This is a genomic window from Variovorax sp. PAMC28562 (assembly GCF_014303735.1).
In the GTDB taxonomy this organism is placed as follows: domain Bacteria; phylum Pseudomonadota; class Gammaproteobacteria; order Burkholderiales; family Burkholderiaceae_C; genus Variovorax.
Genome location: NZ_CP060296.1, coordinates 791397 through 805922, shown reverse-complemented (window position 1 = coordinate 805922; position 14526 = coordinate 791397). Strand labels below are relative to the sequence as shown.

General features: G+C 63.2%; 9 protein-coding genes. 7 read left to right on the top strand and 2 right to left on the bottom strand.

Annotation, left to right across the window (positions count from 1 at the left end):
* Positions 1-4: 4 nt before the first annotated feature.
* Complete coding sequence (glgB, locus tag H7F36_RS03890) at positions 5-2179, bottom strand: 1,4-alpha-glucan branching protein GlgB (RefSeq protein ID WP_187053439.1); 2175 nt, start codon at positions 2177-2179, stop codon at positions 5-7.
* Between the two features lie 178 nt (positions 2180-2357).
* Between glgB and leuS the strand changes: the two genes are divergently transcribed.
* From leuS to H7F36_RS03855, 7 genes are all read left to right on the top strand, one after another.
* A complete protein-coding gene (leuS, locus tag H7F36_RS03885) occupies positions 2358-4988 on the top strand; it encodes a leucine--tRNA ligase (RefSeq protein ID WP_187053438.1) in 2631 nt (876 codons plus the stop codon).
* An 18-nt stretch (positions 4989-5006) separates the two neighbouring features.
* Positions 5007-5546, top strand: coding sequence for an LPS assembly lipoprotein LptE (gene lptE, locus H7F36_RS03880; protein WP_187053437.1), 540 nt, complete (start codon positions 5007-5009; stop codon positions 5544-5546).
* 27 nt (positions 5547-5573) lie between these two features.
* Positions 5574-6623 carry a DNA polymerase III subunit delta gene (gene holA / locus H7F36_RS03875; protein ID WP_187053436.1) on the top strand — a complete coding sequence of 350 codons (1050 nt, stop codon included), beginning with the start codon at positions 5574-5576 and terminating at the stop codon, positions 6621-6623.
* 118 nt (positions 6624-6741) lie between these two features.
* Positions 6742-8034 carry a glutamate-5-semialdehyde dehydrogenase gene (locus tag H7F36_RS03870; RefSeq protein WP_187053435.1) on the top strand — a complete coding sequence of 431 codons (1293 nt, stop codon included), beginning with the start codon at positions 6742-6744 and terminating at the stop codon, positions 8032-8034.
* A gap of 145 nt (positions 8035-8179) precedes the next feature.
* On the top strand, positions 8180-9475 hold the full coding sequence (gshA, locus tag H7F36_RS03865; protein WP_187053434.1) for a glutamate--cysteine ligase: 1296 nt from the start codon (positions 8180-8182) through the stop codon (positions 9473-9475).
* Between the two features lie 79 nt (positions 9476-9554).
* Positions 9555-11426 (top strand): potassium transporter Kup, encoded by a 1872-nt coding sequence (locus H7F36_RS03860; RefSeq protein WP_187053433.1) that lies wholly within the window; start codon positions 9555-9557, stop codon positions 11424-11426.
* Positions 11427-11617: 191 nt separating this feature from the next.
* The gene (locus H7F36_RS03855; RefSeq protein ID WP_187053432.1) at positions 11618-13564 is read left to right on the top strand and encodes a trypsin-like peptidase domain-containing protein; all 1947 of its coding nucleotides are present in this window, start codon (positions 11618-11620) and stop codon (positions 13562-13564) included.
* Here H7F36_RS03855 and H7F36_RS03850 read toward each other — a convergent pair.
* Complete coding sequence (locus tag H7F36_RS03850) at positions 13543-14475, bottom strand: polysaccharide deacetylase family protein (protein WP_187053431.1); 933 nt, start codon at positions 14473-14475, stop codon at positions 13543-13545. The genes H7F36_RS03855 and H7F36_RS03850 overlap by 22 nt on opposite strands.
* Positions 14476-14526: the final 51 nt, after the last annotated feature.

The following is a 14526-nucleotide window of genomic DNA, read 5'->3' as shown; positions in this document are numbered from 1 at the left end:
CGGTTCAAACCAGCACCCACATCAACGTCCCCAGCGGCGGCACATCCACGGCGACCGAATGCTCCTTGCCATGCCACCGCACCGTGTCGCTCCAGACCGTGCCGTTGCCGACACCGCTGCCGCCGTACGCCGTGCTGTCGGTGTTCAGGATCTCGCGATAGGCGCCGGCGACGGGCACGCCGAGGCGATAGCCACGTCGCACCACCGGCGTGAAGTTGCACACCACGATGACGAAGGCGCCATCGCGGGCGCGGCGGATGAAGGCGAAGACCGACTGGTCGGCGTCGTCGTGCACGATCCATTCGAAGCCAGGTCCGTCGTTGTCGAGTTCGTGCAGTGCGGGAAAGTGCCGGTACACGTTGTTGAGATCGCGCACCAGGCACTGCACCCCTTGATGCGGCGCGCGGTCGAGCAGGTGCCAGTCGAGGCTCTGGTCGGCGTTCCACTCGGCGATCTGTGCAAATTCGCTGCCCATGAAGAGCAGCTTCTTGCCGGGGTACGCCCAGAGGTAGCCGTAGAGGTTGCGCAGGCCAGCGAACTTTTGCCATTCGTCGCCCGGCATGCGGCCGATCATCGAGCCCTTGCCGTGCACCACTTCGTCGTGCGACAGCGGCAGCACGAAATTCTCGGAGTGCGCGTACATCAGGCCGAACGTGATCTTCTGATGGTGGTGCTTTCGGTGCAGCGAGTCGGTGCCGGCATAGGCCAGCGTGTCGTTCATCCAGCCCATGTTCCATTTGTAGTGGAAGCCGAGCCCGCCGCTGTGGCCGTCTTCGGAGGGCGGACGTGTCACACCGGGAAAGCTCGTCGACTCTTCGGCGATCGTCACTGCGCCCGGCCGCTCGACACCGACCACGCGGTTCATGCGGCGCAGGAACTCGATGGCTTCAAGGTTCTCGCGACCGCCGTGTGCGTTCGGCACCCACTGACCCGGCTCGCGGCTGTAGTCGCGATACAGCATCGACGCCACCGCATCGACGCGCAGACCATCGACACCGTAGCGCTCCAGCCAGTAAAGCGCGTTGCCGACCAGGTAGTTGCGAACCTCAGGTCGCGCGTAGTTGAAGATCAGCGTCTTCCAGTCGTTGTGGAAGCCCTCTCGTGGGTCGGCGTACTCGTACAGCGGCGTGCCGTCGAAATTGCCAAGGCCGTGCGCGTCCGTCGGAAAGTGCGCTGGCACCCAGTCGAGGATGACGCCGAGCCCCGCTTCGTGCGCGGCTGCCACCAGAAAGCGAAAGTCCTCCGGCGTGCCGAAGCGCGACGTCGGCGCATACAGGCCGACCGGCTGATAGCCCCACGAGCCATCGAACGGATGCTCGCTGACGGGCAGCAATTCAAGGTGCGTGAAACCCAGGTCGCGTGCATACGGCACCAGCGTTTCGGCCAGTTCGCGGTAGTTGAGCCACTCACCGTGGTTGCGACGCCATGAGCCCAGATGCACCTCATAGGTGCTGATGGGCGCGTCGCGCTGGTTGGCCTCGGCGCGGCCTTTTGGCATCGGCACTGCAGCAGGCAGCGGCCGCACCACGCAGGCCGTATGCGGGCGCAACTGCGCAGAGAACGCGAACGGATCGGCCTTGCGCTGCACCGTGCCATCGGCGAAGAGCAGCTCGAACTGGTAGCTGTCGCCCGCCATCAGGTGCGGCGCGAACATTTCCCAGACACCGCACTCGCGTCTGAGCCGCATCATGTGACGGCGTGCATCCCATTGGTTGAAGTCGCCCACCACCGATACGCGGCGCGCGTGCGGCGCCCACACCGCAAAGGCAACGCCGCGCACGCCGTCGACCTCCCGCAAGTGCGCACCGAGCTGCTCGTAAGGCCGCAGATGCGTGCCTTCAGCCAGCAGCCAGACATCGGTCTCGCCCAGCACGGAGCCAAAACGGTAGGGGTCGTCGAGCTCCGATGTGTGACCACCCCAGTCGACCTGAAAGAGGTAGCCGAGTCGGGCCGGCGCAGCGGGCACCAGCGCCGAAAAAAGATCGGTATCGCCATGCCGGGCCAGCACCGCGAGCGGGTCGCCCGAGCGCGCGTGCACGGCGGTCACCGAGCGGGCGCCGGGCAGCAGTGCCCGGATCGTGAGGCCGGCGCTGGTTTCGTGCGGGCCGAGCACCGCGAACGGGTCGCCGTGTTCGGCGCGCATCAGCGCGTTGATTTCTGAATCGGGCAGCAGGGCCATCGGTCAGCGGGCTTCCCAAAAGACACCGGACAGCGCGCGGGTCGCGTTTTGCGCGGGGTCGAAATCATTGTGGCACGCGAAAACGGGGCTGGCCGCATGGCGGAGGCGCCAACGTGCTGCCACCCGCGATAATCCGCCTTCCCCCGGCCGCCCGGTGCCGGGCTCCTGCCGAATTGCCATGAACCCCAGCTACAAACCCAGCGACGTCGAGTCGGCTGCCCAGGCCCAGTGGACCGCTGCCGACGCCTACCGCGTCATCGAAGACGCTAAGCGGAAGAAATACTACGCCTGCTCGATGCTGCCCTACCCGAGCGGCAAGCTGCACATGGGCCATGTGCGCAACTACACCATCAACGACATGCTGGTGCGCTACCTGCGCATGTGCGGCTACAACGTGTTGATGCCGATGGGCTGGGACGCTTTCGGCCTGCCCGCGGAAAACGCCGCCATCAAGAACGGTGTGCCGCCAGCCAGGTGGACCCACGAAAACATCGACTACATGCGCAGCCAGCTGCAGGCGATGGGGCTGGCGATCGACTGGAGCCGCGAGATCGCCACCTGCGACCCGAGCTACTACAAGTGGAACCAGTGGCTCTTCCTGAAGATGCTCGAAAAAGGCATCGCTTACCGCAAGACCCAGGTCGTCAACTGGGACCCGGTCGACCAGACCGTGCTGGCCAATGAACAGGTGATCGACGGCAAGGGCTGGCGCACCGGTGCGACCGTCGAAAAGCGTGAGATCCCCGGCTACTACCTGAAGATCAGCGCTTACGCGCCTGAGCTGCTCGAGCACACCCAGCACAAGCTGCCGGGCTGGCCCGAGCGCGTCAAGACGATGCAGGAGAACTGGATCGGCAAGAGCGAAGGCGTGCGCTTCGCCTTCCCTCACGACATCGAGGATGCCGGCGGCCAATTGATCCAGGACGGCCGCATGTACGTCTTCACGACGCGCGCCGACACCATCATGGGCGTGACCTTCTGCGCCGTCGCGCCGGAGCATCCGCTGGCGCTGCACGCCGCGAAGACGAATCCTAAAGTCGCCGCCTTCATCGAGGAAGTCAAGGGCGGTGGCACCACCGAGGCTGAACTCGCGACGCAGGAGAAGAAGGGCGTCGACACCGGCATGGTCGTGATGCACCCGATCACCGACGAGCCGATCCCGGTGTGGGTCGGCAACTACGTGCTGATCGGTTACGGCGATGGCGCGGTGATGGGCGTGCCGGCACACGACGAGCGCGATTTCGCCTTTGCCAACAAATACGGCATCGAGATCATCCAGGTGGTGCTGGTCGACGACGAGCCGCACTTCGACTATCACAAGTGGCAGGACTGGTACGCCGACAAGCAGCGCGGCGTGACCATCAACTCCGACAACTTCAGCGGCATGCCGTTCAAGGAGGCGGTGGCTGCGGTGGCGCATGCGCTGCAGCACAAAGGCCTGGGCGAACTGCAGACGACCTGGCGGCTGCGTGACTGGGGCGTGAGCCGCCAGCGCTATTGGGGCACGCCGATCCCCATCATCCACTGCGACGAGCACGGCGCGGTGCCGGTGCCCGAGAAGGATCTGCCCGTCATTTTGCCGACCGACTGCGTGCCCGACGGCTCCGGCAACCCGCTGATCAAGCACGAAGGTTTCCACGCCGGCGTCGTCTGCCCCGTGTGCGGCAAGCCTGCTCGGCGCGAGACCGACACGATGGACACCTTTGTGGATTCATCCTGGTACTTCATGCGCTATTGCGACCCCAAGAACGACCAGGCGATGGTTGGCGAAGGCGCGCAGTACTGGATGCCGATGGACCAGTACATCGGCGGCATCGAACACGCCATCCTGCATTTGCTCTACGCCCGCTTCTGGACCAAGGTCATGCGCGACCTGGGCCTGGTGACCATCGACGAGCCCTTCGCCAAGCTGCTGACGCAGGGCATGGTGCTCAACCACATCTACTACCACCGCGACGACAAGGGCGGCAAGCACTACCACCCGCCGCTCGAAGTGACGCCGACGCTCGATGCCGCGGGCCGCATCGTCGGCGGCACGGTGGCCGGTGGTCGCAAGGTCGAGTACGGCGGCGTGGGCAAGATGGGCAAAAGCGAGCGCAACGGCGTCGACCCGCAAGACCTGATCGAGAAGTACGGCGCCGACACGGCACGGCTGTACACGATGTTCACCGCGCCGCCCGAGGCGACGCTGGAGTGGAACGACGCGGCGGTCGAAGGCAGTTCGCGCTTCTTGCGGCGCGTGTGGAATTTCGGCGTCGCGCTGGCTGCATCGGCTGCAGGCAAGGGCGCTGCCCCCACCTTCGGCAAGAGCGCGCAGTTGCTGCGTCGCGAGGTGCACAGCGTGTTGCGTCAGGTCGACTACGACTACCAGCGCATGCAGTACAACACGGTGGTTTCGGGCGCGATGAAGCTCCTGAACGCACTGGACGCCTTCAAGCCCGACGGCAGCGCCGGTGACTCCGCGGCGGTGCGTGAAGGCTTCGGCATCCTGCTGCGCTGCCTGTATCCGGCAACGCCGCACATCACGCACCAGCTCTGGCTGGCGCTCGGTTACGACCAGCAATTCGGCGACTTGCTCGATGCGCCCTGGCCGGCCGTCGACGTGGCGGCACTGGCGCAAGACGAGGTCGAATTGATGTTGCAGATCAACGGCAAGCTGCGTGGCGCGGTGAGCGTACCCACGGGTGCGTCGAAGCAGGAGATCGAGAAGATCGTGCTGGCCAGCGAAGCCTTCGCAACCCACGCGCAGGGCGCGGTGCCGAAGCGCGTCATCGTGGTGCCGGGTCGGCTGGTCAACGTCGTGCTCTGACGTGGTGGAATGAAACGCATGAAATCCTCTTCTTCAATGTCGCGCCGTGGCGTGCTTGCCATGTCGGCGATGACGCTCGGCGGCACCATCGCAATCTCCGGGCTGGCCGGTTGCGGCTTCGAGCTGCGCAAGCCGCCGGTGTTCGCTTTCAAGACCATCGCGGTGCGAGGCACTTCCGCAACCGTGAATCTGCTGCGCCGTAACTTGCGCGCGACCGGCACGCTCACTGTGGTCGAGATCGGCAAGGCCGGTGAGCCGGTGGTGGCCGATGCCATCCTCGAAGTGGTCAGCGAAGACCGCACACGTGTCGTGCTGTCGACCAATGCCGCCGGTGAAGTGCGCGAACTCGATCTGGTACTGAACTTCAAGTTCAAGCTCTCCACGCCGGCTGGCAAGGAACTGTTGCCGACCACCACTATCGAGCAACGGCGCGACCTGACCTACAACGAGACGAATGCCATCGCCAAGGAGAGCGAGGCCGACTTGCTGTACCGCGACATGCAGAACGACATCGCCCAGCAGACCGTGCGCCGGCTCGGCGCGGTCAAGCAGCTCTGATAGAGCAGCTCTGAAAGTCACGTCCCCATGCAGCTCTCCGCGGCACAACTCGCCGGGCACCTGAAGCAGGCGCTGCGGCCGCTTTACACAGTGCACGGCGACGAGCCGTTGCTCGCACAGGAGGCCGCCGATGCCATCCGCGCCACCGCCCGTGAGCAGGGCTACACCGAGCGTAGCTCGTACACCGCCTCCGGCGCGCACTTCGACTGGAGTGCCGTGCTCGCGGCGGGCGGTTCTTTAAGCCTGTTCGCCGACAAGCAGATCGTCGAGATCCGCGTGCCGTCGGGCAAGCCGGGCAAAGACGGCAGCGCCGCGCTGCAGCAGATCGCCGAGGCGGCGCGTGGCAACGACAGCACGCTGACGCTGGTGCTGCTGCCCAAGCTCGACAAGGCGACGCGCACCGGTGCCTGGTTCTCGGCGCTGGAAAACCATGGCGTGAGTTTGCAGGTCGATCCGGTCGAGCGCGGTGCACTGCCGCAGTGGATCGCGCAGCGTCTGGCGACACAGAGTCAGCGCGTGAAGGCAGGCGAAGAAGGCCAGCGCACGCTGCAGTTTTTTGCCGATCGGGTCGAGGGCAACCTGCTCGCCGCCCACCAGGAAATCCAGAAATTGGCGTTGCTGTACCCGGCCGGCGAGCTGAGTTGGGAGCAGGTCGAAGGCGCAGTCAACAACGTTGCGCGCTACGACGTGTTCAAGTTGTCCGAGGCGGTGCTGGCGGGCCATCCGCAGCGCGTGGCGCGCATGCTCGACGGCCTCAGGGCCGAAGGCGAGGCCGAGGTGCTGGTGCACTACGCGCTGGCCGAAGACATCCGCGCGCTAAAGCGCGTCAAAGACGCGATGGCTGCGGGGCGGCCGCTACCGATGGCGCTGCGCGAAAACCGCATCTGGGGCGCGCGCGAGCGGGCGTTCGAGCGCGTGCTGCCGCGCATCGACGATCGCGCGCTGGCCCGCATGCTGCGCGCTGCGCACATCGTCGACGGCATCGTCAAAGGGCTGAAGCAGCCGGATTGGCCGGCCAGTGGCTGGCAGGCTTTGCAGCGGCTGGCGTTCATGCTGTGCCGCAGCTGCGCTACATGATTCGCGGTCTGGATCGCGGCCTTCTGATCTGACCGATCAAATCAGATCGGTCCAGCGTCGCAAGGCGTTACAGAGAGTGGGCAAGCGACTGGGTTCCGAGGCGCGGCAAAATAGGGCGATGAACGCGTTCAATGTCCACGAGCACATGCAAGCCCTCGGTTTGCAGGCAAAAACAGCGTCGGCCGTCATGGCTCGCGCCGATGCCGTCACCAAGATAAAAGCTTTGAAGGCGCTGGCCCGGCGCTTGCGCGAGGCCGGTCCGGCGTTGGAGATCGCCAACCGGCAAGACCTGGAGCGCGCCACGGCTGCCGGTCTGTCGGAACCGATGATCGACCGGCTCAAGCTCACGCCCAAGGTGATCGCCACCGTCGCCGAGGGCTGTGAGCAACTTGCCGCGATGCCCGATGTCATCGGCGAAATCATCGGCATGAAGCAGCAGCCCAGCGGCATCCGCGTTGGTCAGATGCGCGTGCCGCTCGGCGTGTTCGGCATGATCTACGAGAGTCGGCCCAACGTGACGATCGAGGCGGCCAGCCTCGCCATCAAGAGCGGCAATGCGGCGATCCTGCGTGGTGGCTCCGAGGCGATCGAATCGAACAAGGCGCTGGCACAACTGGTGAGCGACGCGCTGGCCGAGGCCGGCCTGCCGCGCGAAGCGGTGCAGCTGGTGCAAACCACCGACCGTGAAGCTGTCGGCCAGTTGATCGCGATGCCCCAGTTTGTCGATGTGATCATTCCGCGTGGCGGCAAGGGGCTGATCGAGCGCATCAGCCGCGACGCCAAGGTGCCCGTCATCAAACACCTCGACGGCAATTGCCATGTGTACATCGACAGCACCGCCGAACTGCCGATGGCGCTGGCCATCGTCGACAACGCCAAGACGCAGAAGTACAGCCCGTGTAACGCGGCGGAGGGGCTGCTGGTGGCCGAGAGCGTGGCAGCGACCTTCTTGCCGATGATCGGGGCCGTGTTTGTGGCCAAGGGTGTCGAGATGCGCTGCGATCCCAAGGCTGCGCACATCCTGCGGGGCGAGGGCGCGGTCGAAGCAGGTTCGCTGGTGGTCGATGCCGTCGAGTCCGACTGGTCCGAGGAATATCTGGCAGCCGTCATCAGCATCAAGGTAGTGAAGGATGTCGACGAAGCGATCGCACACATCAATCACTATTCGAGCCACCATACCGATGCCATCGTCACGCGCGACCACGTCAATGCGCAGCGATTTTTGCGCGAGGTCGATTCGGCCAGCGTGATCGTCAATGCCAGCACGCGCTTTGCAGATGGCTTCGAGTTCGGCCTCGGTGCCGAAATCGGCATCAGCACCGACAAGTTTCACGCACGCGGCCCGGTGGGGATCGAGGGTCTGACGTCGTTGAAATACGTTGTGCTGGGCCAAGGCGAAACCAGAAGCTGATCGGCGTGCGTGCGAGAGCGGTCGACGGCAACGCCGGGCGTGCCGATTTGCGCACGGCGGGTTGTCATCTAGCGGTCAGGCCCCAAATCCTACAATCCCGATCCTGCTTTCTTGCACAAAGCGCCAACAACAACAAGGCCGCCGCATGGTCCCGCATCTCGTCACCGCCCTGAACGGCCCGATCAACGAACTTGAGCAACGCGTGCTCGACTCGATGTCTGCCATCGAGCGCTGGTTTCGGCTCGAATGGATGGAGCACACGCCGCCGTTCTATACCTCGGTCGATGTTCGCAACGCCGGCTTCAAGCTGGCGCCGGTCGACACCAACCTGTTTCCGGGGGGCTGGAACAACCTCACCAAAGAGATGTTGCCGCTGGCAGTGCAGGCCGCACAGGCAGCCATCGAAAAGATCTGTCCCGAAGCGCGCAACCTGCTCGTCATTCCGGAAAATCACTCGCGCAACACGTTCTACCTTGCCAACGTGCTCCAGCTTGTGCACATCTTCAAGATGGCCGGGCTCAATGTGCGGGTCGGCTCGATCGATCCGGCGATCAAGTCGCCCAAGAAGATCGAACTACCCAATGGCGAGAGCATTTGCCTGGAGCCGGTGGTGCGCACCAAGCGCCGGCTGGGTCTCAAAAACTTCGATCCCTGCACCATCCTGCTGAACAACGACCTCTCTGCAGGAACGCCGGGCATCCTGGAAGACCTGCACGAGCAATACCTGTTGCCGCCATTGCATGCCGGTTGGTCGGTGCGCCGCAAGAGCAACCATGCGCACAGCTACGAAGAGCTCACCAAGCGCTTCGGCAAACTGCTCGGCATCGACCCCTGGCTGATCAATCCGATGACATCAAAGGCCGATGGCGTCAATTTTGCGGAGGGCATGGGTACCGATGTGCTCACGAGCCACGTCGACGCCATGCTCACCAAGGTGCGCCGCAAGTACAAGGAATACGGCATTAACGAGAAGCCGTTCGTCATCGTCAAGGCCGACAACGGCAACCACGGCATGGGCGTGATGACGGTGCGCGATGTGAAGGAGCTCGAAGCTCTCGACAAGAAGACTCGGGGCAAGATGAGCAGCACCCGCAGCGGGCTGGAGGTCAACGAAGTGATCGTGCAGGAGGGCGTCCTGACCAACGAGCGGGTACACAACGGCGTGGCCGAGCCGGTCGTCTACATGATGGACCGCTACGTGGTCGGCGGCTTCTACCGGGTGCACGCCGAACGCAGTTCCGACGAAAGCCTCAACTCGCCGGGTTCGAGCTTTGTGCCACTGGCGTTCTCCGAGAGCGCCCACATGCCCCAGCCCGGCGCCAAGCCGGGTGCCAGCGCGCCCAACCGCTTCTACATGTACGGCGTGATCGGTCGATTGGCGATGGTGGCGGCCAGCTACGAACTGGAAGCGACCAACCCTGACGCCGAAGTCTACGAATAAGGGCGGGCGGGGGAGCACAATCCGGTTCCTACCAATTGAGCGACGACCGTCCGGGAGGGCGGCCACGTCGCAGTGACGCATGCGCAGCAATGTCAAGTCTTCGGTTGCCGCGCTCACGCTCGGCGCCATCGGTGTCGTCTACGGCGACATCGGCACCTCTGTTCTTTACGCATTCAAGGAAGTATTTGCACACGGCCATGTTCCGCTAACGCGTGACAACGTTCTGGGCGTGCTGTCGATGTTTTTTTGGACATTGATGGTGGTGGTGTCCATCAAGTACGTGGCGCTCATCATGCGTGCCGACAACCACGGCGAGGGCGGGCTGATGGCGTTGCTCGCGCTGGCGTCGCAATCGGTGAAAGACAGGGAACGGCTGCGTGGGACGTTGCTCTTGATCGGGGTGTTCGGTGTCGCGCTTTTTTTCGGCGATGGCGTGATCACTCCGGCGATCTCGGTGCTGTCGGCGGTCGAAGGGCTGGAGATCATCACGCCCGCGGCCAAACCGTATGTCGTGCCCATTTCGCTGGTGGTGCTTACGGTGCTGTTCATGGCGCAGAGACATGGAACCAGCGACCTCGGGCGCTTTTTCGGACCCATTACGATCTTGTGGTTTCTCGCCATTGCGGCCACTGGCGCAGCGCAAATCATTCGTGAGCCGGCTGTGCTCGCAGCGATCTGGCCCGGTCATGGTGTTCGCTTCGCTTTGGCAAATCACTCTATGGCGTTCATCACGCTCGGCGCAGTATTTTTGTGCGTCACCGGGGCCGAGGCGCTCTATGCCGACATGGGGCACTTTGGGAAATTCCCGATCCGGCTGGCCTGGTTCGCGCTCGTGATGCCGGCATTGGTGATCAACTATTTCGGGCAAGGCGCGCTCGTGATGCTGGACCCCAAGGCGGCTGAGAATCCGTTTTTCCTGATGACGCCTGAGTGGGCGCTGGTTCCCATGGTCGTCTTGGCGACTGCGGCCACGGTCATCGCTTCGCAGGCACTGATATCGGGCGCATTTTCGGCCACCAAGCAGACGATCCAGCTCGGCTTCCTGCCCCGACTCACCATCCTGCACACCTCCGTACGGGAAACCGGCCAGATTTATATTCCGGCCGTCAACTGGGCGCTGTATGCCGGCGTGGTGTTGGCTGTGAGCCTGTTCGGCTCGTCGTCTGCGCTCGCTGCGGCCTACGGTATTTCAGTCAGCCTCGTGATGGTGATCACGACTGCACTGACCTTCTTCGTGATCCGATACGGCTGGGGCTACCCCCTGTGGTTGTGCGTCCTGACCACAGGCTTCTTCTTCGCGGTCGACCTCGTCTTCGTTGCCTCGAATTCGCTCAAGATCATGCAGGGCGGTTGGTTTCCACTGGTGATGGCGGCCGTCCTGTGCGTCGTACTGACCACGTGGAAAGAAGGCCGGCGCCTCATGGGCGTAGCGCAGCGCAAAGATGCCCTCGAGCTCAAATCCTTTCTGGCTTCGGTGTTTTTGAACCGGCCGACGCGGGTCGAGGGGACCGCGGTGTTTCTCACTGCAGACCCGGGAGTCGTGCCCAACGCGCTCCTGCACAACCTGAAGCACAACAAGGTGTTGCACGAGCAGAACCTGTTCGTCACGGTGCGCAACCACGAGGTGCCATGGATACCGATGGACAAGCGCATCGAGATGGAGGCACTAGGGCATCACTGCTGGCAAGTCATCGTGCACTACGGCTTCAAGAACGACGTCGACCTGCCGCGTGCGCTCCAGCAGGCGCGCATGCGCGGATGCCAGCTGGAGCCGATGGCGACGAGCTACTTTCTATCGCGCGACGTGGTCATTCCCACCCTCGGCGGCGGCATGTCGCCGTGGCGCGAAAAGCTGTTTGCGCAGATGCACCACAACGCGAGTGGGGCAGCCGATTTTCTGGGTCTGCCGAACAATGCGGTGGTGGAGCTCGGGTCGAAGATCGAGATTTGAAAGCGCGGTTGAAACCCTACGCACCATGTGTGTAGCACTTTGTAAGTATTGTGTATTTATGCACTAGAGTGTCTCTGCCGACCTTTTAGTTTTTAGTTCAGCGTCGGCCTAGGGGTGAGGCGACTTTGGACTCCCGTTCTGCGTGGTTGGTGTTGCGTCGGCTTGGCTGGAGCACTTTGGGACTGGGTTTCGTGACGTTGGCCGCTTGTGGTGGCGGCGGGTCCAGCAGCAGCAATATTGAAGTTGGCGGTCTCGCCGCTCAAGCGCCGGTCGCTGCCAAAATCGTTGTACAACCAGTAAAAGCCGACGGGCCGATCGCATCTCTGACACGCAGCGCCGAGCTGCCTCAAGACGTGTCGCAGCTGCGGATGCGTGCGTCTGCATCTGCATCTGCTGTGCAATCTGCGCAGGTGCAACTGGATCCGCTGACAGCGCAAAAGAAGGCTTTGATCGAGCAAAAAGGTAAGGTCACGTGGCCCCCGGCGGCATCTGCAGCAGTGCCGACGCTGGTCGGCGTGGGTCGCGATATCGATGCAACGGTCAACGATGCCGCCACTGCGCAACTTCTGTTGTGGAACGATTCGATCGCCAACGGCCGCGTGGCCGCCATACATTTCTCGACGCCTGACGCCAAAGGTGTGCGACTCGGTGTTCGCGTAAGTAGCCTCCCATTGGGTACCACGCTCCGCTTTTATGCCGCGGGCAGTCCGACACTTTTCGAAGTCTCCGGGCAGCAAGTGCTGGCATCGATCCAACGCAACCTTGACGCCGGCGAATCGGGCGACGCGGCGCACACCTACTGGTCGCCAGACTTGGGCGGCGAAGAAGTCACCTTGGAAATAGAAGTGCCGGCGGGCACACCCATCGACCAAATTCAAATTGCAGTTCCACGGCTGACGCATGTATTTGACAGGTTGGACACGGCAACCATCGTCAAGTCCCTGGGCAGCGCGTCGGTCTGCACACTCGACGTGAGTTGCACGCACGCTTACGACACCGAAAGCAAATCGGTAGCCCGCATGACTTTCGTGAAGGACGGCGACGGGTATGCCTGCACCGGGACGTTGGTTAACGACAAAGCGTCCTCGGGGACACCGTATTTTCTGAGTGCCTATCACTGCATCTCGACTCAGGCTGCTGCGTCGAGCATCACGACAGACTGGTTCTATCGCTCATCCCAATGCGGCAGTGTAATTTTGAGCGATGCCGTCCGTACGCTCGCTGGCGGCGCCACACTGCTGCTGGCGAATGCCGACACGGACACTGCATTCATGGTGCTCAACGGAATGCCGCCACCCGGCGCCGTCTATGCGGCGTGGAGCGCCACACCGCCCGCGGTCGGAAGCGATGTTTTTGGGCTACATCATCCTTATGCAGACTTGCAAAAGTACAGCACCGGCAAGGTCATCGACTACTTCGAATGCATTGCCCACAACACGGACGGGAACTGCACGTTCGCCAGCGTATCAACGAGCACGGCGCATTTCATGGAAGTACTGTGGGGACAGGGCCCCGTTCAGCCCGGAAGCAGCGGCTCGGGCGTTTTTGCCACATCAAACGGAACTACCGTTTTGGTCGGGCAACTGTTCGGTGGGGCTGCGTCGTGCACGAACGCTATCGCTGTCTACGGTCGATTCGATGTCGCCTATAACGCGGGCATGTCGCAATGGCTCAACGCGCCGGCAAACGGACGAATTCCGATATATCGTTTCTTCAATACCGCGAATTTGACGCATTTTTATACGGGGAGTGCTGCCGAGCGCGATCGAGTGCGCAGCACGATGCTGCAATACAACTACGAAGGCATTGCCTTCTACGCTTATACCGATGCGAGTACCGGCGCCACTGGGCTGGAGCGCTTCTTCAACAGCAAGACGGGCGCCCATTTCTACACAATCAATGCTGACGAAGCGGCTAGCGTGAGGACGAACAATCCGACCTATTCGGACGAGGGCAAGAGCTGGTACGCCAACACCGGGGCGACTGCCGGGGCAACGGCGATGTACCGTTTCTACAACCGTCTGACAGAAACGCATTTCTACACGATCAATTCGGCCGAACGTGATGCGATCTTGCGCACGTCGTCGGCGACTTTCAACTATGACGGCATTGCCTACTACGCTTGGACTGGACCCTGAGCACGCGTCTGGCTTTCCAGCGAATCCACATGCGCGACGATGGCCCCAGGCGTCGTGAACCAGATATCACCCCGGTCCCGAGCGGCAGCCAGTACCTCCAGCGCGCGCCGCAAATGCCGCAGCCGATACGGCTGCCCGACGATGTAAGGGTGCAGCGCCACACCCATCACCAGCGGCTGCGTGCGTGCCTGTTCGCGCATCTCGTCGAAGTTGTCGATCACCATCGTCGCGAAGTCTTTCGCGTCCATCTGGCGCGCGATGATCATCGGGATGTCGTTGAGTTCTTGCGGGTATGGCACGGCCCACAACGACTTGCCGCTGCGCGTGCGCATGCGTGTCGGTTGGTCGTCGTGGCACCAGTTGAGCGTGTAGGTGTAGCCGGTCTCGACGAGCAAGTCCGGCGTCACCGCGCTCTCCGATATCCAGGGCGACAGCCAGCCCGCGGGCGTGATGCCGCTCTCGCCGGTGATGCGGTCGCGACAGCGTTCGAGCAATGTGCGCTCACCGGCTTCGCTGTAATCGCCTTGTCGCTCCGCGTTGCTGTGGCCGTGGCCGATGAGCTCGTCGCCGCGCAGCTGCACCGCGCGCAACAGTTCGGGGCAGTGGTCGTACAGCGCGGTGTTGATCAAGGCGCCGGTGGGCAGGCCGAGCGAGTCGAAGAGTTCGAGGCAGCGCCACGCACCGACGCGGTTGCCGTATTCGCGCCATCCGTGGTTGAGCACATCGGGCTCCGGTGACGGCGGTCCGATGCGGGCGCCCAGGCCATCACCAAAAGCGAAGTGCTCGAGGTTGAAGCCGAGGTAAACGGCGAGCCCGGCGCCGTTCGGCCAGCGGTAGTCGGGCCGCCGGGTGATCGGCGAATAGTCGAAGCGGTCGTGCGAGGGAAGCCTGTCGGGCCAGCGTGCGGTCATGCGGCGAGTTTGCAAGAGGCGGGCCACCTCCGCAAGGCAGGCCATGAACGC

Excerpts from the sequence above, each read along its gene's own strand:
- gshA (WP_187053434.1), top strand. The coding sequence starts at position 8,180 with ATGGTCCCGCATCTCGTCACCGCCCTGAACGGCCCGATCAACGAACTT.
- H7F36_RS03850 (WP_187053431.1), bottom strand. The coding sequence starts at position 14,475 with ATGACCGCACGCTGGCCCGACAGGCTTCCCTCGCACGACCGCTTCGAC.
- holA (WP_187053436.1), top strand. The coding sequence starts at position 5,574 with ATGCAGCTCTCCGCGGCACAACTCGCCGGGCACCTGAAGCAGGCGCTG.
- H7F36_RS03870 (WP_187053435.1), top strand. The coding sequence starts at position 6,742 with ATGAACGCGTTCAATGTCCACGAGCACATGCAAGCCCTCGGTTTGCAG.
- lptE (WP_187053437.1), top strand. The coding sequence starts at position 5,007 with ATGAAATCCTCTTCTTCAATGTCGCGCCGTGGCGTGCTTGCCATGTCG.
- H7F36_RS03860 (WP_187053433.1), top strand. The coding sequence starts at position 9,555 with ATGCGCAGCAATGTCAAGTCTTCGGTTGCCGCGCTCACGCTCGGCGCC.
- glgB (WP_187053439.1), bottom strand. The coding sequence starts at position 2,179 with ATGGCCCTGCTGCCCGATTCAGAAATCAACGCGCTGATGCGCGCCGAA.
- leuS (WP_187053438.1), top strand. The coding sequence starts at position 2,358 with ATGAACCCCAGCTACAAACCCAGCGACGTCGAGTCGGCTGCCCAGGCC.